The sequence below is a fragment of the Rosenbergiella epipactidis genome (genome assembly GCF_018494055.1).
In the GTDB taxonomy this organism is placed as follows: Bacteria; Pseudomonadota; Gammaproteobacteria; order Enterobacterales; family Enterobacteriaceae; genus Rosenbergiella; species Rosenbergiella epipactidis.
This window is the reverse complement of the sequence record NZ_JABBFQ010000005.1, coordinates 67,709-87,345: the sequence shown is the minus strand read 5'-3', so window position 1 is coordinate 87,345 and position 19,637 is coordinate 67,709. Positions and strand designations below refer to the sequence as shown.

Below are 19,637 nucleotides of genomic sequence, written 5' to 3'. Positions count from 1 at the left end.
CTTGGTTGCAATACTCTCTGTACGGCTTCAGATGCTGATTATGTGTCTACCCTGAAATCCTCGGGGCATGTGCGATAAGCCTAACTGATAAGGGAAAGGAGTATTGTTAAAGTGGGGGGAGATAAAGCCCATATTCTAAATGGGCTTTGTTGGAGACAATATTGTTGCCTTAGCTAAAACGATAAAGGCTGAAGGCTCTAGCATTGAGGACTGGGGTGTTACCTAACAGTAAATCTGCTGCGATAGAAGCAGAGACTGGGCTTTCGGTCATTCCCCAACTGGTGGCTGTATTGACCACCAGTCCCGGGCATTCATTGACCACAGAAATAATCGGTGATTCATCTGGGGCGACGGCCATTGCACCGCTCCATTGGTCAATAATTTTTGAGTTAGTAAAGGCAGGGAACTCTTTTTTCAAGGCGACTAACGACGCATTCAGGTCTTTAACATCGGCCACGCCAACCATATCGCGATTTGTCTCGAAGGGAGACTGTTTATCGAGAGACCATTTTGTTGTTTGTTTAAAGGAGTTGAGAAGTTGTTCATTGATCGAGAAATGGATAAAGACATCTTCTGGAGCCAGTAACGGTAAATACTTATAGCCATAGATAAAAGAGTCTTTGACGATAGGGATCACTTCTATTCTTGGCGATGTTGCATAGGTCCCATTCGCTTGTTCTCGGAAAAAGATATTCCCAGGTAAGGCGACATTTGCGCCCGGTAATCCCGGTCCACCGGTAATCAGTTGTTGGGATTGATAAGCCGGTAGCGTTTGAAGATCGATGTCGAGATTCTGCATAAACAACCGTGACCAGGCACCGCCACAGACTACCGCTCGGGGGGTTCTAATCGCCCCTTTTTCTGTGACAACATCGGATACCGCGCCCCCTTGTTTTTCGATACCTCTCGCGGCGCACTGGGTATAGATTTTTACGCCAATTTTCTTCGCGTACTCGGCCATTCTAAACGCCGCGATTTCTGGGTCTAAGCTTCCTGAGTCCTCCTCGAAGCCTGCAATCGTCCAGTTTGATGTAGCCCCCTTTAAACGATTTTTCAGCTCTTCTCCCTGAATAATTCGTGTATTCAATGGTACTGAACTGCTGACGAGTTCTTTTTTCTGATCAATCCAACTTCTGACATTTTGTAGGTCTTGGTCACTTAGCGGTACTTCCACACGCCCTTGTGTACGATAACTGGTATCCATACCCACTTTTTTATTCATTCCCCGCCAATGTTCTTTTCCAAGATGGTGGAGCATAAAGGTCTCGCCTTCCATCTTATAGGTCATCAATTGGCCATAGAATCGGGATGATTGTTCACCCGCGATGTTGCCTTTTTCAACGATAACGACGGATAGCCCTTTTTCAGTCAGGTCAATAGCCGTCATTATCCCTAAGATCCCTGCGCCAATAATAACGGCATCAGCATGTTGAGGGAGGGGACCTTCGGTGCCGTTAATGAAACCATATCTTGGTTTGCCCGGTACTAGCCGGCCTTCACGTTGAAACATGGGGCCGAGGACACTGGCGCCAATTCCCGCCGCGCAAATTGCGCCGCCCCCAAGGATAAGTTTTCTTCTACTAATATTCATTTTCGTTGCCAAATTTCAAAAGGGCGCAATCATAAGGTAATTTTGTTACTAGGTTTATATATTTGTTTGTTAATTGTATTTGATTGTTTATTTTTTGTTTAATTTGGCGATGGGAAGGTCAGTTGTAAAGAGGATTTTTCTCTGGTGGTTTACTACGGCAGACGATAATTCGGTAGCATGTCGTGAAAAAAGAGTCTTCATCGAAGACTCATCGTGGTGGAAGAGATAGCTGGGGCCGGATTTTCCTAGCGGTGAGTCGTTATTGGGTCAGCACTATCAATAGGCCTTAGGATGGCACAAGGATCATCCATAAGGCACTGGCCGTAATAAGGCCGACAAGCGATACAATTGTCTGCAGTACCGACCAAATCCATAGTGTTTGCCTAAGGGTTAGACCGAAGAACGATTTGATCATCCAATACGCAGCATCATTGATGTGGCAGAAAAAGACCGACCCTGCACCGATCGCCAAGGCAAGTAGACTGCTTTCTAATGGCGGCAATAGGTGGAAACTTGCGGCCATAATGCCAGCCGTTGTCGTCGTGGCGACGGTCGCTGAACCGGTTGCTTGGCGAATCAATACGGCAACACCCCACGCGAGTAGTAAATCCGCGTGTAAGGTTGTGATGGCGATAATCGGTCCAGGATGAGGCGGCACCAAGGCATGTAATGCCGTTAATCCTGCCAAGACGGGTACAGCAATGCGTAATCTGCTAAAAATCGAAGTATTAGGTGTAAATCTGATAGGTGGAGTAACTAAAGAAAAACCTTTTTGGCTCTTCTTAAAAACTCTAACCTATCTTGATATCCAATACATCCACCATTAATTCTATATGTTAGTTATCTTGCATCATCTCTATCAGCTGGGTTATTTGTGTGTTTATCCGACCAAAATATAACCGATATTTTCAAGTCCAAGTGGACATCATTAAATTAAAGATCTGCATTTGATATTAAATCTAGATTAATTATTTTATTTAACTAAGTATAATTATATCTACCTGTAAATTATATAAATCCTCTTCCTCTATATTTATATCCATCTCCGTCATGAGTATTACCCAAAATTTTTTATGCTCGTACCTATTATTTTTTAGATTTATATTTTCTTTAATCAAAGAACTAAACTCTCTACTTTCATTACATAATTAAGAAAGGAAATGGCACAGCCGTAATGGAGTGCTTATCTGATGTTATTTATAAATTACAATAGGATACTTCACGATTTTATTTATTATGATGTGTTGATGGCTTCCCTTTCCTCCCTTAAAGTGGTAAGAAATATCGTGAAGGTTGCTAGCATTGATGTTTATTATAAAAAGCTCAGGAATCAATAATGAAGAATTTTATAGTATTTATTTTAATAACTATTTTTTCAAGCTATGTGTTTGCAGGGGAAGATACTCCCCCTAGAGCAAAAAGTTGTACTGACATAAAAACTCTCCCTCTGGGTGATGGGAAAAAGATAGCTTTTCATGGAAGTGTCCTTAGGTACACGCAAGAATGCTGGTATCTACCATTAAAACAAGGAAAGCAACTATATGTCGAAATATCTGATAATGAACATTCCGCGGCTATAGCGATATATCAACCTGGTTTTAATATTAAATATGGTAGTGGTGATTTATCCTTTCTTTCAGATAGTGATATTAATCCTTCCAATACTTACGATGGAATTACTATAAAAGAAGCTCCTGCAGATGGAGAAGCGAGGGAAGTGAATTCAAAAGTAAAAAAGACTGGGAATTACCTTATGGTTATTGGTTTATCTAAAGGGGCTGGTTCTGACTTTAGTGGGTTTGTTCAAATGAAGTAAGTACTTTTGAGAATCTACGATAAATCGGTATGTTCATCAGTAAGATTTTTACTAACAGTCATCTTTCTCAAACAGGATAAAGTGGTAACTCCGGTTCCTGAAATGTGCAGGGTGTATAGCATTAGCCGTGCTATTTTTTTATAAATAGCGATTGAAGTTTGGTGGCATGGATACTGCCCTCATGTCCCGTATCAAAGGACTGAAAGAGGTAAACCGTCACCCTAAAAAGATGATACAGAAGAGTGACTAAGGCAGAAATTATTCAGAAAGCAGATGGCGCAACATATCGTTAGCGCTCAGTGAATCAGCATTCGCCAAGCTTACCAAATCATTGGCATCAGTGAATGGTGTTATCGCTACAGGGTCGTTCCTCACAGAGAAAACTGATGACTGGCTGACTCGGATCATACTACCTGTTTTTACGTAACGTGAAAGGATTTAGATGGAACTAAAAAGCGATTTTCCGTAGCGGGCACTTACGGTGGCGATTAGTGGCAACATCAGAACTAACCCCACTTCGAAAAAGAGTGGCAGACCAATCACCATAGCGGTAAGCGCCATCACCCAAGGTAAATAACGCGTCGAGGTTCGGGAGATAATCAACTCAGCAAGCCGATCGGCCGCGCCTGTTTTAGTCATCACACTGCCCAGCATGGCACCCATAGCGATAACATAGCCACTTTCTCCCAATACCCCGCCGGCACTTTTGGAAAAACTCTTAGCAATTAGATCGACCGGTACGTGGGCAATCAAACCCGCCATCACTGCGCCAATAAAAATGGCTAAGAAGGGCGGTAACTTAGCATAGGCCACAAAAAAAATTATCGCCGCAAGGGCGGCGATACATGCGAGTAAAATTTCAGCATCACTACTCATCACTTTCTCCAAATAATTTAGAAAAACGCATGAGTCGTGCGTGACGCTCCGCGTTCTATTACTCCGTTGCCGTGCGGATCACTAAGAAGGGCCGTTGACGGAGGTCGTGGTTGTTGTTTAAGTCTGGTGTACGATTCCATTGGCCTAATGTGGTGTAGAGATAACCATTACGGTATGCCAATCCATCTGGCCAGCCGAAATCGTGAACGTTGTGATCAAGTAAGGAAAATTGGCCTTTAGGATCACGCTTTACCAACGATTGTTGTTCAAAGGCACCGAAGTAAAGATTCCCTTTTTCATCTTCCGCCATTCCATCATTAGCGGGATGTTCGCCTTCGAAATGCACGGCTTTTTCGAGTGCATTCTCAGAAACAGAAAAATCGCTCAATTGCGCAGTCGGTAAGCTAAATAGCTTGCGTCCACTAAGTGCAGTCCAATAGAACTTACTTTGGTCGGGAGATAACGCAACGCCATCGATACCGCCTTGCGGTAATTGCGGATTGTCGGCGTTAAACACGACGGGTTTATTTTCGATAAAGGCCATAAAGCCGGGATCGGGCGAGGTCGAGGGATGGTTGATTAAGACTTCTCGCTGTTTGCCGCTGGCGACATCTATCACAATCAGCGAATAGCGTTGTGCAAAGCCTGAGTTAGCAATATAGATCGTACCGGCTTTACCGTGAGAAAGATCAACCCGTAAATCGTTATAGTGCGAGCTGGAGTTGAGTACTGGCGGCCTAATGACAATCGTTTTTAGAATATTGTTCGTCTTGGTATCTATCGCCACCACTTTTGCTGCACCGACAGGAATGGTGGATTGTCCCTGAATTTTGCCATCGTCCAACACCCATAGCGTATCATTTTTATCCACAAAGAGACCGTGGGGAGACACTAGCCAATCCGCCAAATTTTTCTGGGGTAAGCCAAAGGCCTTATTCGGATAAGGCGTCAGTTTTCCCTGTTTCAGTTCCATCAGCGCTGGCGATTGGTGATCGCCGGAGTGGCGTGGAAAACCTAAAAATATACGGTTCTGCTGATTGACCGTAATCCCGGAAAAATCAGGGTAGGGCGCGTTTATTTTAGCGATAACCTCGGAAGCGGCATTGCTCTGAGATGAAAAAACCGCTGTCATCAATACAGCGGTTAGTAGGAATAAAGGTTTCACTGGCACTCCTTAAACAGGTGATTGTTTAAAAAGTGTAGTTAACTTTTACTGTTCGGCGGCTAAAGGGCGCTCTTTTGTTACGTTGTTATAGGGAATGTCCTGATTTAAAACCTGACGAGCGCGGGTTAAATCCAAATCATTTTCCCATTTCGCAATGACCAAGGTTGCCACGCAGTTACCCAAAACATTTGTCAGCGCACGGGGAATACCCATCAACCAATCGATAGGAAGTAAGAAAGCTAGGGCAGCTAGCGGTAATGATGGGATTGCAGAAAGCGTGGCGGCCAAGATCACAATGGCAGCGCCGGGTACGCCATGGGCGCCTTTTGAGGTAAACACGGCAACGCCCAGGATCAGGGCAATTTCGCTCCATCCCAAGTGAATCCCTGTGGCATTAGCAATAAAAACGACTGCGAGGGTGAGATAAATGGAAAATCCATCGAGGTTAAAGGAGTATCCGGTTGGGATCACCAAGCCAACCGTCGATTTACTGATTCCCAACCACTCTAATTTTTTCATCAGCTGAGGTAACACGACATCTGACGCAGTGGTACCTAAGACGATGGTAAGCTCTTCGCGTAAATAGAGCAGTAGCGCGACAAAGCTAATACCGGTCAGCCGCGTAATCCCCCCCAAAACGACGATAACAAATAGGGCGCAGATTGCGGTATAAAGCAAAAGGAATCCTAGCAGACTGGTCAACGAATGGACACCATAGTGTCCGACCATATAGGCAACGGCACCCAGTACTCCGAGTGGAGCAACTTTGACCAGCATCGCCATCAACCGGAAGAGAATATGGCTCAGGCTATTAATTACGGTGATTACTGGCTTACCTGCTTCACCACTAATATTAAGCGAAACACCAAATAGAATAGAGATTAGCAATACTTGTAAGGTGTCCCCGCGTGCGAACGCACCAATAAAGGTATCTGGAATTAGGTTTAAGAAGAAATCACCAAAGCTCTGCAGTGATGAAAGGTGACTCAGCTTATCCGTTGCCGGCATCGCCATATTTGAAAGATGGATGCCTTGCCCGATATGGGTGATCTGTGCCCCGACTAACCCTAGGACTAGAGCCAGTAAGGTGATGATTTCGAAGTAAAGTAAGGTCTTACCGACAATACGTCCGACCTGTTTCAGTTCGCTATGGGAGGAGATGCCCCGGACGATGATCACAAACACTAAGGGCGCGGTCACCATTTTAATCAGTTTGATAAAGCTATCGCCCAAGGGTTTTAGCGAATCGGCAATTGCTGGATACAGGCATCCCAGTGCGGTACCAATGACCAACGCGATAAGTACTTGGATAAAGATAGAGTGGCGTATCTTGGAGAGTGTGTGTGTCATAGCCGCGGCCCTTTTCAACGTAACTGAAAAACTTATGTTTCAGTTGTGCAATTATTGGGCCAAAAGTTACATACCGGCAGCGACGGCTTTTCACGCGATCGCTACCGCTGGTTCATGGTTTATTGCCCCGATTTAGGGCGGCATTGCACCACGCTCACTGCCCTCTCCCCATAACGTGAAATATTGGCTTTTAAGGTGGGCGGTTAAGGCATCATTGGGCTTAAGCTCCCCGACTCGGTAATGCGGTAGGTTTGAAAAGAGAATACGTCCTGAGGGCGTCGTCATCACGACAGGTAGGTAATCGTCGCCGAGTGAGTCACGCAGTATCTGTTCTAATTGACCTACCATTACGTCCGTCGCCGCCACCCCAATCAATTTCTTCTCGAAATAAACCGGATAGAGATAGGTTAGGGTATAGGTAGAATTACAGATATAGTCGACGTAAGGGCCATGTAAATACCCTTTTTCTGTTTCCTGAACAATGGAAAACCAAGAAAATGTCTGATAGTCCACGAAATGTTGAGAGGCTTTATTAAGGCAAAGTTTATTTACAAGTCGTTGAGGGTGATGTGGCGATCGATATAACCATGCGAGTTGCCATGATTTATTTTTCGATTCATTATACAGAGCGAAGCCGGCACCCGATAATAACATTTGTTGATTTAAAACTTTATCAGCAAGCAATAATATCTTCTGTTTTATTTTGCTCTCTAATTTAAAATTATTATCAACTACCTTTTTGGATTCACAAATCATTTTTTCAATAATAATTGAAAACTCCTGAGTGGTTTTTTCAATTAATAAAAATGATTCTTCAGATATGCGTTTTATTTTCCCTAATGGCATGTTTCCTCACTTCATCCTGAAATTGAGCTAAGTTTTAGACGAAATTAATTTTATATTCTATTAAAGATGAAACGAAAAATTCAATCAAAGCATAGGCTTGAGCCACGGCGAGCGTTTCGTCTCTATTCTGTAACGCATTAAAGAGTTCGTGGTAGCAAAGAGTACTTTGAGCATGAAATGTTTCATCTTGATAAAGGATCGAGATCAGCGGCGCCCATTCAGTGAGTACCGTCAACTCTTGGGCCGCTAACCTTGCAGAGTGAGAGTTGGCGGCAAGTGTGAGCAAGCATCGCATATCGGATTGGGTTTTCTGTTGAGGCGTCTCGGCATTCTCAAGCGTTAAAATAAGGTTGTTTAACGTCGTTAAATCATGGTCAGTCATTCGCCGTACCGAAAGGCGGGTACTGTGTATCACCAGCGAACTTTGCATCTCACCGAGATCGGATAAATAATCTGAGCTAATATTATTAAAAGGATGGAAATATTTAACGTAATTGTCGACATTATCGCTAATGAAACTTCCACCATTACGGCCACGGATAGTATGTATTAATGATTTACTTCGCAGAGTATTGAGTGCGTCCCTAATAGTGATATGTGAAACTCCCATCATCCGCGCTAATTCTGATTCGTTAGGTAGTTGCTCACCTTTTTCTAATAAACCAGAAATAATAGCATTGGAAAGTCTTTGGGTGATTTGTTCTGTTCTACTTGCTTCTCCAATTGGAGCAAAAATAACAGTATGGGTAATCATAGAAATCTCTATGTAAATAATCCGTTACGAAATTTATTTATAACATAAATCCGAAAATATTTAAAGAAAACTAGCGGTAAGTAAAGTGTGTTTTTTAAATAATTAAATTTGATCTTTTATTTTTAATAATTTCCTAATGACTAATTAATAGGTAATTAATAATAGCTTTCGGTTTTTTTAAATATAATATAATGGTGTGATGTTTGGATTATTCTGAGTAACATCCTAAGCCGATGAGCGGGCTAAAATGCCGCTATTTTTTTATCTTATCGTGCCACGAGTTGTTCATGACTCCATGCGGTTATTTTGCTAAGGTTGAGAAAATCTTATCAACGTTTATCACGTAAAGGGCGACAGGTTAACGCATGCTTTCCAAGAAATCCGCAGCGATACATTCTTCACCGGTTAGAGAATTGCTCAAATTTAGTAAAGAACCTGGTTTTATTTCCTTAGCGGGTGGTATCCCTGCCACGGATATGATCGACGTTGAGGGTATCGATGCTGTACTCCAGCAATTACTCGCTGAAGATCATCGCGATGTTTTCCAGTATTCGGTGACCGAAGGTGAATGGCCATTACGTAAAAGTCTGGCCGATTGGACGCGTAATGTTGGTCTGACGCTCGATCCACAGCAGATACTGATCACCAATGGCTCCCAGCAAGGTATTGACCTACTTAACCGTGTGTTCTTAGAGAAAGACGATGTGGTCTTAGTGGAGCGCCCGACGTATTTAGCCGCCTTACAATTATTCGATTATACCGAGGCTGTTATTGAGGAGCTGGCGTATCAAGGTGAGCAGATCGATCTCGGCGCACTGGAAACCCGTTTAGCTGCGGGGGGCGTCAAGATGCTTTATCTTATCCCCACCTTTGCTAACCCTACCGGCCGCATTATTGAAAACGAACAGCGCATCGATATCGTGAAATTGGCTCACCGTTATCAGGTAGTGATTGTCGAAGATGACCCTTATGGGCACTTAGCTTTTACCGAGCAACGCCGTGAAACCTTCTTCACCTTGGCGCAACAGTTATACGGTGCCGACCATAACGTCTGTTATATGTCGAGTTTCTCGAAAATTTTCTCCCCGGGTTTACGTCTAGGCTGGCTGGCGCTGCCAGAAAAATTCCTTATGGCGATCGTCGTAGCGAAACAGGCATTGGATCTGCATACCTCAACGTTGAACCAACATATTGCTGCGCGTTATGTGGCTTCCGGGCAGATTGATCAGCGTATTGCCTTATTAAAAGAGACGTATCGCCAACGTCGTGATTGGTTAATCGAAGCGTTACAGCGCCACCTCGGTGACACGATTACCTTCAACCGTCCTGAAGGCGGCATGTTCTTATGGTGCCACCTGAAAGAGGGTATGGACGCGAGCAGTTTACTGAAAGCCTGTATTGCGGAGAAAGTTGTGTTTGTCCCAGGCGATGTCTTTTTTGCCGATAATCCGGAAAAGAATGCGTTGCGCCTCTCTTACTCCATGTTAACGCAACAGACTGCCGATGAGGCCGCGATCCGAATCGCGCGCGCGCTGCAAACGCTTTCCGTCTAATCTCCTGCCGGGGAAGGGAATCTCTTCCCCTGATATTCACACTCTTCTTTCGAAACCATCGAAAAAATCAGGTATAGTCCGTTTTTTCGGAGGAACCATGCTGACCAACACATCTGTACGTCTCAACAAATATATTAGTGAGAGCGGTATTTGCTCTCGTCGCGATGCCGATCGTTATATCGAACAGGGTAACGTCTCAATTAATGGACGACGCGCCGCCGTTGGGGCTCAGGTTTATCCTGGCGATACTGTGATGGTTAATGGTCAGCTGATTGAACCGCGTAATGACGACGATCTGGTGTTAATCGCATTAAATAAGCCGGTGGGTATTGTTACCACTATGGAAGAGACAGAGCGCGATAATATCGGTGACTTCGTCAATCACAGTAAGCGTGTCTTTCCTATTGGTCGACTCGATAAAGATTCCCAAGGCCTGATCTTTTTAACCAATCACGGCGACTTGGTAAATAAAATCTTACGTGCCGGGAATAATCACGAAAAAGAGTACATCGTGACGGTCGATAAACCGATCACCGACGATTTTATTCGTGGCATGGGTGCCGGTGTCCCCATGCTGGGGACCGTAACGAAGAAGTGTAAAGTCAAAAAGCTCGATAGCCATGTGTTTCGTATCATCTTGGTTCAAGGGTTGAACCGACAAATCCGTCGGATGTGTACTCACTTCGGTTTTGAAGTGACTAAACTCGAACGGACACGCATTATGAATGTGAATCTATCGGGCATTCCGTTAGGTGAGTGGCGTGATCTTACCGATGACGAGCTAATCGAACTGTTTAATCTGATCGAAGACTCTTCATCAGAAGATAAACCGGTGGAAAAAAAGCCGGTTAAAAAAGCCTTAAAAAGACCGGATATTGCCCCGCCAGTGATGCCGAGTCGTTCGACCAAGAAACCGCCTGCTCGCCAAAAATTCACCAAACCGGGGCGTCAAAAGAAAGGGCGTTAATTAACCTGCTGTGCTGTGGGTTAAGGCGGGTAGAGGGGATCTCCCTACTGGCACTTGACGCCTAAGCTTGGCTCGATTACAACTAAATGATGTCGGGGGAGTCTCGCGTAAGAGACTGAGAGGCTGCAAGCGTATGACGCCGTGCAGCGACCCTTTGAACCTGACCCAGTTAATACTGGCGTAGGAAGACGGGTCGCCTGTGAGCGACTTGGCATAGCCCATTAAGGGCAAGTGCCTCATTCCCTCTGCCTTACCTGGGTCTCTTACTAAGAGGCCATCCATGTTAATTCTTCTCTCTATTAGCCAGGTCAGACCATGAGTCGCTGGAGCATTCTCGACCGCGGTGTAAGCGGACTCTGCGTAGCAAAACTCCTCGTCGAGCAGGGTGAGCAAGTCGAGGTGATTGAGCAGCCAGATTCGCCCACCGCGTCATGGTACGCCGGGGGCATGTTGGCACCCTATTGTGAAGCAGAAAGCGCCCCGCAAGAAGTGGTGACCCTCGGGCAGCATGCGCTCGCGTGGTGGCGACAACGCGTACCCAATGTGCAACAACAGGGTACTTTAGTTATCGCTCCGCCCAGAGATCAGCAAGAGCTCAAGGTCTTTGCCAGTAAAACAACGCACCACCAGTGGGTGAAGCCGGAAGAGCTTGAAGCCGACCTTGGCTCACGTTTCGAAAACGGTCTTTTTTTTGCTGAAGAAGGGCATCTTAATCCTCGTCAGGCTTTGGCCTCCCTCGCACAGCAACTGCTGCAACAAGGGGTCCTCTTTCACTCTTCTCAGCCCAACGGCAAGATTATCGACTGTCGAGGGATTGAGGCGCGTTCCGACCTGCCTCCTCTGCGCGCAGTACGCGGCGAAATGATACGTTTACGCAGCCACGAGCTCGATTTTTCACGACCCATTCGGTTATTACATCCTCGCTTTCCTTGCTATCTAGTCCCACGCGGCAGCGGGGAATTTATGTTGGGCGCGACAATGGTTGAAAGCGATGACTCTCGCGGGATGAGTGCACGGGCGGCGGTGGAATTATTGAGTGCCGCTTACACGATACATCCGGCATTGGCGGAGGCGGAAATCATCGAAACCGCAAGTGGCTTACGTCCGGCTTATCCCAATAATATCCCCAGTTTCCACTATCAAAATAACCGTTTTTATCTGAATGGTATGTACCGTCACGGCTTTCTATTAGCCCCAATTGTCGCGCAGCAACTTGTTGAACAGTTAGCGAAGGAAAAGAGCAATGCAAATCTTACTTAATGGTCAGCCAGTCGAGACAGAAGCCATCGAATTGGCGAGCCTATTACGTGAACAACAGATCGATATAACGGTGGTGGCATGTGCCGTTAATGGTCAATTTATCGCGAAAAGCGGTTATACCTCACTGGAACTTCAAGAGGGCATGCGTGTTGAAGCCCTTTCACCGATGCAGGGGGGATAAGCAATGTTTTACGGCACTTCCTTAACCTCACGTTGCTTATTGGGTACCGCGGGCTATCCATCGCCCGCGGTGTTGAGTGCGGCGATTGAGGCGTCGGGCACCGAGGTGATTACGGTCAGTTTACGGCGTGAAGGCGCAGGTGGTCAGGCCTTTCGCGAACTGCTTAGCCAACACTCTCGGCATATTTTACCGAATACCGCAGGTTGCCATAGCGTGAAAGAGGCGGTTACTACCGCTTATATGGCGCGTGAACTCTTCAATACACGGTGGATTAAGTTAGAGGTGATTGGCCATGCCGATAGCTTACAACCGGACCCTTTCGCCTTGGTCGAGGCCGCCAAAATTTTATGCGCTGACGGTTTTCAGGTCTTCCCCTATACCACCGAGGACCGCATCGTTGGGGAAAAGCTGTTAGCGGCAGGGTGTGAAGTCCTTATGCCGTGGGGCGCACCGATTGGATCGGGGCAGGGTCTAAATAACTTACGCGGATTACAGGCGTTGCGATCCGCTTTTCCTGAGATCCCAATGATCATCGATGCTGGGATCGGCGCGCCATCCCACGCTACGCAAGCCATGGAAATGGGGTTTGACGGGATCTTACTCAATACTGCGGTTGCAAAAGCGCGCGACCCGGTGGCGATGGCGCAAGCGTTCGGCCAAGCCATCACGGCCGGGCACACTGCTTACCAAGCTGGCCTGATGGCGCCACGGGATATGGCAGAGCCTTCTACGCCCTTATTGGGGCTGGCGAATCTGATGTAGGGGAGAGTAATGCAACGCTATCAACGACAAATGCAGTTACCGCAAATCGGTGAGCAGGGGCAGCGGCGACTGCAACAGGCTAGCGTGCTGGTAGTCGGTGCCGGGGGCTTGAGTGCGACGCTGCTTCCGCAGTTAGTGGGAGCTGGCATCGGTCGGATTCGACTTTATGATGCTGACCGCGTGGCACTGCATAACCTGCATCGCCAAACGTTATTTAAACAACAAGATATCGGTAAAGCCAAAGCGCTATGCGCTCAAGCGCATTTAAGCCAATGTAATAGTGATGTACTGATCGAGCCGGAAGTGACGCATATTACGGCCAGTACTCTCCGTCAGGCATTACGGGATATCGATATTGTCGTCGATGCCGCCGATAATTTTGCTACGACCTATTTATTGTCGGATGCCTGCCTAACCCATGGCTTACCGCTGATCAGTGCATCAGCCTTGGGAACTCAAGGCTATGTGGGGGGATTTTGCGGGGGCGCGCCGAGTTATAAAGCCTTATTTCCCCACTTACCCGAAACGGCGGGCAACTGTCAGAGTGCTGGGGTAATGGGCCCCGTTGTCGCCTGTATCGCTGCAATTCAGGCCCAGATGGTCCTGAGTTGGGTCTTACAGAGCACGCCTTCTCCATTAGGATCGTTGGTAAGGTGTAACTTTACTGATTGGCAATTTAGCCAGTTTCGCTTTGACACAGCTGTAGAGCCGATCGAAAAAACGCTACAGTTCATCGATCGGGGACAACTGTTACCCGACGATCTGATCCTAGAATTACGGGATCGCGATGAAGCGCCGGCTAGCGTAACGGATACGGCCATCCGGGTCCCGTTACAGAAGCTTGAGCACTGGACGGCACCCGCTTATCAACGACTAGTTCTGGTGTGCCGTACGGGGCTGCGCTCCGCCCGCGCCGAACGCCTTTTACGCCAGCGCGGGCTAGAGAATATCGTTCTGCTTGCGGCAGGAGAACCTTAATGTTGGGTTTTGATAGCGTGAGTTTTTCTTGGCCCGCACAACGGTTACTGCATGATTTTTCACTGACCTTTGCAGAGGGGAAGACCACGGCCCTTTTAGGTGCCAGCGGGATTGGGAAAAGCAGTCTCTTACAGCTGTTAGCGGGGCTGCACCCGATCGAGCAGGGCAAGATCCTGGTCGACCGATCACAGATAGCGTGGATGGGGCAGCAAGATCAGCTCTATCCTTGGCTCTCTGTGATGGATAACGTGCTACTGCCATCAACACTCACCGGTCAGCCGCCGGACCGCCATCGTGCCGAATATTTACTGGAAAGAGTGGGTTTGGCCCACCGAATCTCGGCAAAGCCTCACCAGCTTTCGGGCGGAATGCGTCAGCGCGTCGCGTTGGCTCGAACCCTCTATACCGACCGATCGGTTATTTTGATGGATGAGCCTTTTGCCATGCTGGATGCCATCACCAAGCTACGATTGCAGACCTTGACTGGCGAGCTAGTAAAAGGAAAAACGGTAATTATGGTGACGCATGATCCTGCTGAAGCCTGCCGTCTGGCGGAGGAGATTGTCTTGCTCCATCACTCGCCTCTGGAGGTGACTGTGCTAGCCGCCCCTGCAGGGGCGCCCCCTCGCCCAGCCGACGACCTAGGGCTGCTTACTGCACAGGCCGCATTACTGACTCGATTGGAGGCGTATGACATCTCGTCTGAGTAACCTGTTCTATTTCTTAGGCTGTGTGATGGCGCTATGGGTCATCTTAACGCACCAAGGCATACCGGACTATTTACTGCCGACACCGCAACAGGTCGGTGCAGCTTTCGTTCAGCAGCCTGCTTTGTTGCTATCGCAGGCGGCGATTACCTTGAGTGAGATGGGCTTAGCATTGTTATTTGGCGTAGGGGGTGGGGTGATTATTGCTGTGGCCATGGTTAGCCACACGTGGATACGTCGTTTATTTTATCCGTTAGTAATGGCAAGCCAAGTTATACCGGTTTTCACCTTGGCACCGCTACTGGTGCTTTGGCTAGGGTTTGGTATCGGATCTAAGGTAGTGGTGGCTGCCCTTATCCTCTTTTTTCCGGTCTGTTTGACCTTATTCGATGGCCTCTCTCGAGTCCCACAACAGTGGCTTGACCTCGCGGCTACGCTACAAGCGTCGCGTTGGCGCTGTTTTTGGCAAGTGCGCTGGCCTGCGGCATTACCTTTCTTTTTTTTAGGCTTACAGATGGCAGTGATCTTGGCGCCGATAGGCGTTGTCTTGGGCGAGTGGGTAGGTGCTAGCCAAGGGCTTGGCTACTTAATGATGCAATCCACTGCTCGCATGGAAACGGCCACCAGTTTTGCGGCACTGATCTGCTTAATGGGCTTAGCGGTAATACTTTCCGGTGTCGTACAAGGGTTACGGCGCTATTTTTTATGGCCGACAGGTTAAGGATAAAAGTGTGAAAAAATTACTCATTGGTTGTGTCGCGATGTGTTGGTGGGTCAGCGCAGGCGCTGCGCCGCAAAAAGTACGGGTACTTCTCGACTGGTTTGTGAACCCCAATCATGCATCGCTATTCGCTGCCCAATATAGCGGGGCGTTTGCGCGCCAAGGGCTTAGCGTTGACCTGATTGCGCCCGCTGATTCGGCTTCCGTACCCTTACTCTTAGCCGCCGGTAAAGCGGATATCGCGATCAGTTATCAACCTCAGCTGTACACCTTGGTAGAGAAAAAGGTCCCGGTTATACGGGTAGGGAGCTTAATTGATCAACCGTTAAATACCTTAACCACCTTATCTCCCGCAATACATAGCCTAGCCGATTTTAAAGGTAAAACCATTGGGTATGCGATCCCCGGTTTCGAGGATATCGCCATTAAGCAAATGCTCGCTCACGCTGGCGTTGACCCGAGTAGTGTCACCTTAGTGACTTTAAATATGGCCGCTACCACGGCACTCCTTACACACCGTATTGATGGCGCGATGACGATTTATCGTAACTATGAGCTATTGAGTTTGCAGGATAAGGGAGTGCATCCGACCGTCTTCCGTCCAGAGCAGGCTGGCATTCCTGCCTACGATGAATTGATACTGTTGGCCCAGCAGAATGAAGCGAAACAATCGTGGGTAAAAGCTTTCCTAACCGGATTGGATCAAGGAACGGCATGGCTGAAAGCGCACCCAGAACAAGCGTGGCAAGCCTTTATTCGACGTTATCCAGAGATGAATACCCGCCTAAATCATCAAGCCTGGCAGGCGACGATTCCACTACTTGCCCAACAGAGTGCGGCTTTTAGTGCTGAGCGTTATCAGAAAATGGGTGACTTTTTACAGCAGAATCATCTTATCAGTCAGGTTGCTCCCCTTTCCCGCTACGTGCAGCAAGCTGGGGAGCAATAGAACGTTAAGGGGACTTTTGCGAGGGGGTATTCGACGTAATAAGTTGACGAATTGGCTCTCCCATCAAGACAGAGGGATAGTTACCCAGAACGGCATGGTAATTTTTTGCCTGCAGGGGATCCCCCTTACCGTTGTAGACCGCGATATAGGGGTAGGCATATACCGGGCGGGTGGCACGCATTGCTTCTACGGCGGGGGCGACCGGAGAACTGGGGCGTTGCATACCGTGCATTTGAACGGAGGCAGCCTGCTCGGCATTTTGCGGTTTTTCCGCTGCGGGTAAGGCTTGAGGTGCCGCTTCGGCCTTGGCTTTCCCGGTTAACAATTGCTGAGGAGCCTGCTGATGCTCCACCCATGCCATTAATGGCGTAAGAAGGTCGATTTGATCGTTCCCTTCGCCGCCACCACAGTGACCCACTCCCGGCAGTAAGAAGAGTTTACTCATTTGTGCGGCACGCTGTGCGCCCAGCTGCTGTACAACCTCGCGATAATAAGCAAGCGTTCCGGTTGGATTGATAGAGTCGTCTGCTAGACCATGCCAGAGGATAAGTTTACCGCCAGCGGCTGCAAAAGGTTTAAGGTTGGCATCTGTCGCATTATAGAGCGGAGCGAGTGTTTTGAGCTGTTGGAAATGTGCTTGGTCGAAGCCAAAGCGGGCTAACGTAATATCGCTTTTCTTACCATCGGCCGTTAAGACATATTGCAGTGCGGGTAGCGCCATCATTGCGGAAGATGAGGCCCCCTGTGCAGTCTCTGGTAACGGCCAGCGTAACTCAGAGCCGATAATCAGCCCACCCACGGCAAACTGATGTCCTGCTGCATCCCGCGCACCTTGGTAAAGCTTATCGATAACACCAATCTCTTCCTCGGTAAAACAGGCGCTTTTATCGGTAGCAGAGGCCGAGCAGGTGTTCAGCCAATTTTTTGAGAAGTGACAAGCAAAGGGATTGGCTAAGACGCCGTCGTTGACCCCTGACGCTGTTGGACAATGTGCCAAGACGATTTGGTGCAGTAACGCGAGCCGATTTTTAAGTAAGATCGCGCTGCCGTCAGCCCGCTGGTTCGCGACGACATTCCAGCCATGGTAGAACGAATTCTGCACCGTAAAATAGGCTGCAGGAGCGCCCGCACTGATACCATTGAAATCATCTGGGTAACGCTGGGCTTCCATTAGCGCTTCACGGCCACCGTCAGAGCATCCCATAAGATAGGCATATTTTTGAGGCTGGCCATAATAGGCACGAGTTAACGCTTTGGTTAATTGTGCCGTAAGGTGATTGGCACGGTAGGCAAAATCAATTCGCTTTTGCGGAGTTAATGCCCACTAAGCATCCATCATACTGCCAGCGTGGCCCATATTAGTGGCTGCCACCACAAATTCACCCCTTATCGCTGGCACGCAGCCATTTGCGTTAGATAACGAGAGATTGATTGACCCACACAAGCCGCCACAGCCAACCTGTAAAATACGTTGTGTCCACTGCTGCTGGGGCAGTGCCACTTCGACACCAATCTCCGGCGACAGCACCGCCTTCACTTGGCAGAAAGTCTGATTACCACTGGTGATGACTTTTGCGCTAGTGAGCGACACCTTAGCCTCTACACCTGGCAGTGCTTGGTCTACTAACTGGCTACAGGCCATGACGGGCTTAACGATCGGCAGCGATGATGCGCTGTGCGCACAAGCATTATGGCTGATCACCATAAGCGAACAGAAAGCGAAGAGAGTCGAGAGCAGTCGCACGTTATTTCCTTATCGAACAGAGTGAACGGTAAACAGTATAGGTGACTGCTTACCGCCTGACTGTTACTGCACTGTAAGCAGTGCGAAAAGATTAGCGGGGAAGCGGCGCTGGCAGGTTGAGTTTTTCTGAGAGCAGCTGGGCGCATTGATCACGCTGCTGACCTTGCTGCTGTTGATCGGGGGTAAGACGATCCCAGGCATCTTGAATACGCTTGGCGAGTAAAGGCGAAAAATGACGTTTTTTCAGTGCGTAATCTTGATTATTGTTTCCAATGGTCTGCTCCATCCTTGTTTGGATTTGCTGATCAGATCCCGTCGGTTGCAAACAGTAAAGCGAGACGTAGTAGGCTTTATCTTGATCGGTAAAATGAGGCACCAACCACCAGATAGCCGTACACAACACAATCATCACGGGAACAATAACTTTTAGCTTTAACATGACTCTTTCCAAAAATCTCTTAATCGGGCTAGGGTACCCGAATTAATCTAAACTACTAGATGTACAGACGTCTAAATGTCTCATATACTCATTCAACATTAGATACGTAGAGGTCGATACGGTGAAAAAAATTTTAGTCTCTTCTCTTTTGGCTGTCTGTGCATTAGGTCTTGTAGGCTGTAAACAGGAAGATGCCCATACCGTTAAAGTCGCCATAAACTCTGGACCTGACCAAGCGGTATGGGACACGGTTAAGCAAGTTGCCAAAGATAAATATCAGCTAAATGTTGACGTTGTGAGCTTCAATGATTATGTCCAGCCAAACGAAGCGCTGGCCAACAAAGACGTTGATGCCAACGCTTTCCAAAGCGTGCCGTACTTGGAGATGCAAGCCAAAGAGCGTGGCTACAAATTTGCTATCTTAGGCAAAAGTTTTATTTTCCCGATTGCCGCCTACTCTTCTAAGATCAAGAAGATAGACCAATTACCTAATGGTGCAACGGTGACGATTTCTAACGAAGCGACGACCTTAGGCCGCAGTCTACTGTTACTGCAGGCTCAAGGCCTGATCACTGTCGACCCAAGTAAGGGATTACTGCCAACGGTATTGGATATTAAGGCAAACCCTAAAAATCTGAAGTTTGTCTTAGTCGACACCCCACAGCTCACCCGCTCTTTAGATGATCCGAAAGTCTGGTTATCGGTGATTAACAATAACTTTGCTTCGCAAGCTGGATTATCGGCCGCGCGGGATGGACTCTTTATGGAAGGGAAAGCCTCGCCTTATTTGAATGTCTTAGTTGTGCGTGAAGGCGATAAAGATGAGACGAAACTGCAGCAGCTGAAGCAGGCTTTCCAATCGCCAGAGGTTGAAGCGAAAGCGAACGCGGTCTATCACGGTGATGTGATACGCGCTTGGTAAGCTAAGCTATCATTCGTAACCCATGCTGAGCATGGGTTTTTTTTCGCCTAGCCCCG

At 47.6% G+C, this 19,637-nt stretch carries 19 protein-coding genes, 2 pseudogenes and 1 riboswitch; of the genes and pseudogenes, 11 read left to right on the top strand and 10 right to left on the bottom strand.

What is annotated here, in order from left to right; all coding sequences use genetic code 11:
* Positions 1-169 precede the first annotated feature (169 nt).
* From HGT71_RS09725 to HGT71_RS15960, 3 genes and pseudogenes are all read right to left on the bottom strand, one after another.
* Positions 170-1,591, bottom strand: coding sequence for an NAD(P)/FAD-dependent oxidoreductase (locus HGT71_RS09725; RefSeq protein WP_214217596.1), 1,422 nt, complete (start codon positions 1,589-1,591; stop codon positions 170-172).
* 286 nt (positions 1,592-1,877) lie between these two features.
* Positions 1,878-2,219: a GntT/GntP/DsdX family permease gene (locus tag HGT71_RS15900; RefSeq protein WP_342355457.1), complete on the bottom strand. Its 342-nt coding sequence runs from the start codon at positions 2,217-2,219 to the stop codon at positions 1,878-1,880.
* Positions 2,211-2,348: pseudogene (locus HGT71_RS15960) on the bottom strand (GntT/GntP/DsdX family permease); the annotation flags it as partial. The pseudogene HGT71_RS15960 and the gene HGT71_RS15900, both read right to left, overlap by 9 nt.
* 579 nt (positions 2,349-2,927) lie before the next feature.
* On the opposite strand from HGT71_RS15960, the gene HGT71_RS09715 reads away from it, so the two are divergent.
* Positions 2,928-3,407, top strand: coding sequence for a hypothetical protein (locus HGT71_RS09715; RefSeq protein WP_214217594.1), 480 nt, complete (start codon positions 2,928-2,930; stop codon positions 3,405-3,407).
* Between the two features lie 438 nt (positions 3,408-3,845).
* On the opposite strand, the gene HGT71_RS09710 is transcribed toward HGT71_RS09715, so the two are convergent.
* From HGT71_RS09710 to HGT71_RS09690, 5 genes are all read right to left on the bottom strand, one after another.
* Positions 3,846-4,283: a GntT/GntP/DsdX family permease gene (locus HGT71_RS09710; protein ID WP_214217593.1), complete on the bottom strand. Its 438-nt coding sequence runs from the start codon at positions 4,281-4,283 to the stop codon at positions 3,846-3,848.
* A 58-nt stretch (positions 4,284-4,341) separates the two neighbouring features.
* Entirely contained in the window at positions 4,342-5,448 is a 1,107-nt protein-coding gene (locus tag HGT71_RS09705) for an L-dopachrome tautomerase-related protein (RefSeq protein WP_214217592.1), read from the bottom strand.
* A gap of 45 nt (positions 5,449-5,493) precedes the next feature.
* Positions 5,494-6,798, bottom strand: a complete 1,305-nt coding sequence (dctA, locus tag HGT71_RS09700; RefSeq protein WP_214217591.1) for a C4-dicarboxylate transporter DctA — start codon at positions 6,796-6,798, stop codon at positions 5,494-5,496.
* A 132-nt stretch (positions 6,799-6,930) separates the two neighbouring features.
* Complete coding sequence (locus HGT71_RS09695; protein WP_214217590.1) at positions 6,931-7,482, bottom strand: PDC sensor domain-containing protein; 552 nt, start codon at positions 7,480-7,482, stop codon at positions 6,931-6,933.
* Positions 7,483-7,678: 196 nt separating this feature from the next.
* Positions 7,679-8,398 carry a FadR/GntR family transcriptional regulator gene (locus tag HGT71_RS09690; RefSeq protein WP_214217589.1) on the bottom strand — a complete coding sequence of 240 codons (720 nt, stop codon included), beginning with the start codon at positions 8,396-8,398 and terminating at the stop codon, positions 7,679-7,681.
* Between the two features lie 365 nt (positions 8,399-8,763).
* Here HGT71_RS09690 and HGT71_RS09685 point away from each other — a divergent pair, with 365 nt between their 5' ends.
* The 9 genes from HGT71_RS09685 (at position 8,764) to HGT71_RS09645 (ending at position 16,476) form a co-directional block, all read left to right on the top strand.
* Positions 8,764-9,951: an aminotransferase-like domain-containing protein gene (locus tag HGT71_RS09685; RefSeq protein WP_214217588.1), complete on the top strand. Its 1,188-nt coding sequence runs from the start codon at positions 8,764-8,766 to the stop codon at positions 9,949-9,951.
* A gap of 97 nt (positions 9,952-10,048) precedes the next feature.
* Positions 10,049-10,918, top strand: coding sequence for a 23S rRNA pseudouridine(2604) synthase RluF (rluF, locus tag HGT71_RS09680; RefSeq protein WP_214217587.1), 870 nt, complete (start codon positions 10,049-10,051; stop codon positions 10,916-10,918).
* Between the two features lie 84 nt (positions 10,919-11,002).
* Positions 11,003-11,122, top strand: a riboswitch (TPP riboswitch).
* Positions 11,123-11,233: 111 nt separating this feature from the next.
* A complete protein-coding gene (locus HGT71_RS09675; RefSeq protein WP_214217586.1) occupies positions 11,234-12,178 on the top strand; it encodes an FAD-dependent oxidoreductase in 945 nt (314 codons plus the stop codon).
* On the top strand, positions 12,162-12,359 hold the full coding sequence (gene thiS, locus HGT71_RS09670; protein WP_214217585.1) for a sulfur carrier protein ThiS: 198 nt from the start codon (positions 12,162-12,164) through the stop codon (positions 12,357-12,359). The genes HGT71_RS09675 and thiS overlap by 17 nt, the downstream gene beginning before the upstream one ends.
* 3 nt (positions 12,360-12,362) lie before the next feature.
* On the top strand, positions 12,363-13,121 hold the full coding sequence (locus tag HGT71_RS09665; RefSeq protein WP_099824810.1) for a thiazole synthase: 759 nt from the start codon (positions 12,363-12,365) through the stop codon (positions 13,119-13,121).
* Between the two features lie 9 nt (positions 13,122-13,130).
* Complete coding sequence (locus HGT71_RS09660) at positions 13,131-14,099, top strand: ThiF family adenylyltransferase (protein WP_214217584.1); 969 nt, start codon at positions 13,131-13,133, stop codon at positions 14,097-14,099.
* Positions 14,099-14,809 carry an ABC transporter ATP-binding protein gene (locus tag HGT71_RS09655; RefSeq protein WP_214217583.1) on the top strand — a complete coding sequence of 237 codons (711 nt, stop codon included), beginning with the start codon at positions 14,099-14,101 and terminating at the stop codon, positions 14,807-14,809. The genes HGT71_RS09660 and HGT71_RS09655 overlap by 1 nt, the downstream gene beginning before the upstream one ends.
* A complete protein-coding gene (locus HGT71_RS09650) occupies positions 14,790-15,527 on the top strand; it encodes an ABC transporter permease (protein WP_214217582.1) in 738 nt (245 codons plus the stop codon). Before HGT71_RS09655 ends, HGT71_RS09650 begins: the two co-directional genes overlap by 20 nt.
* Positions 15,528-15,537: 10 nt before the next feature.
* Positions 15,538-16,476, top strand: coding sequence for an ABC transporter substrate-binding protein (locus tag HGT71_RS09645; RefSeq protein WP_342355453.1), 939 nt, complete (start codon positions 15,538-15,540; stop codon positions 16,474-16,476).
* 4 nt (positions 16,477-16,480) lie between these two features.
* On the opposite strand, the pseudogene HGT71_RS09640 reads toward HGT71_RS09645, so the two are convergent.
* Both HGT71_RS09640 and HGT71_RS09635 read right to left on the bottom strand, forming a co-directional pair.
* Positions 16,481-18,118, bottom strand: a pseudogene (locus tag HGT71_RS09640) (tannase/feruloyl esterase family alpha/beta hydrolase).
* 193 nt (positions 18,119-18,311) lie between these two features.
* Positions 18,312-18,659 (bottom strand): hypothetical protein, encoded by a 348-nt coding sequence (locus HGT71_RS09635; protein ID WP_214217581.1) that lies wholly within the window; start codon positions 18,657-18,659, stop codon positions 18,312-18,314.
* A gap of 148 nt (positions 18,660-18,807) precedes the next feature.
* Between HGT71_RS09635 and HGT71_RS09630 the strand changes: the two genes are divergently transcribed.
* On the top strand, positions 18,808-19,581 hold the full coding sequence (locus HGT71_RS09630) for a MetQ/NlpA family ABC transporter substrate-binding protein (protein ID WP_244986482.1): 774 nt from the start codon (positions 18,808-18,810) through the stop codon (positions 19,579-19,581).
* The last annotated feature ends 56 nt before the right edge of the window (positions 19,582-19,637 follow it).

Coding starts and splice junctions, on each gene's coding strand:
- HGT71_RS09655 (WP_214217583.1), top strand. CDS start 14,099: ATGTTGGGTTTTGATAGCGTGAGTTTTTCTTGGCCCGCACAACGGTTA.
- HGT71_RS09725 (WP_214217596.1), bottom strand. CDS start 1,591: ATGAATATTAGTAGAAGAAAACTTATCCTTGGGGGCGGCGCAATTTGC.
- HGT71_RS09710 (WP_214217593.1), bottom strand. CDS start 4,283: ATGAGTAGTGATGCTGAAATTTTACTCGCATGTATCGCCGCCCTTGCG.
- rluF (WP_214217587.1), top strand. CDS start 10,049: ATGCTGACCAACACATCTGTACGTCTCAACAAATATATTAGTGAGAGC.
- dctA (WP_214217591.1), bottom strand. CDS start 6,798: ATGACACACACACTCTCCAAGATACGCCACTCTATCTTTATCCAAGTA.
- HGT71_RS09685 (WP_214217588.1), top strand. CDS start 8,764: ATGCTTTCCAAGAAATCCGCAGCGATACATTCTTCACCGGTTAGAGAA.
- HGT71_RS09635 (WP_214217581.1), bottom strand. CDS start 18,659: ATGTTAAAGCTAAAAGTTATTGTTCCCGTGATGATTGTGTTGTGTACG.
- HGT71_RS09665 (WP_099824810.1), top strand. CDS start 12,363: ATGTTTTACGGCACTTCCTTAACCTCACGTTGCTTATTGGGTACCGCG.
- HGT71_RS09675 (WP_214217586.1), top strand. CDS start 11,234: ATGAGTCGCTGGAGCATTCTCGACCGCGGTGTAAGCGGACTCTGCGTA.
- HGT71_RS09650 (WP_214217582.1), top strand. CDS start 14,790: ATGACATCTCGTCTGAGTAACCTGTTCTATTTCTTAGGCTGTGTGATG.
- thiS (WP_214217585.1), top strand. CDS start 12,162: ATGCAAATCTTACTTAATGGTCAGCCAGTCGAGACAGAAGCCATCGAA.
- HGT71_RS09715 (WP_214217594.1), top strand. CDS start 2,928: ATGAAGAATTTTATAGTATTTATTTTAATAACTATTTTTTCAAGCTAT.
- HGT71_RS09660 (WP_214217584.1), top strand. CDS start 13,131: ATGCAACGCTATCAACGACAAATGCAGTTACCGCAAATCGGTGAGCAG.
- HGT71_RS09690 (WP_214217589.1), bottom strand. CDS start 8,398: ATGATTACCCATACTGTTATTTTTGCTCCAATTGGAGAAGCAAGTAGA.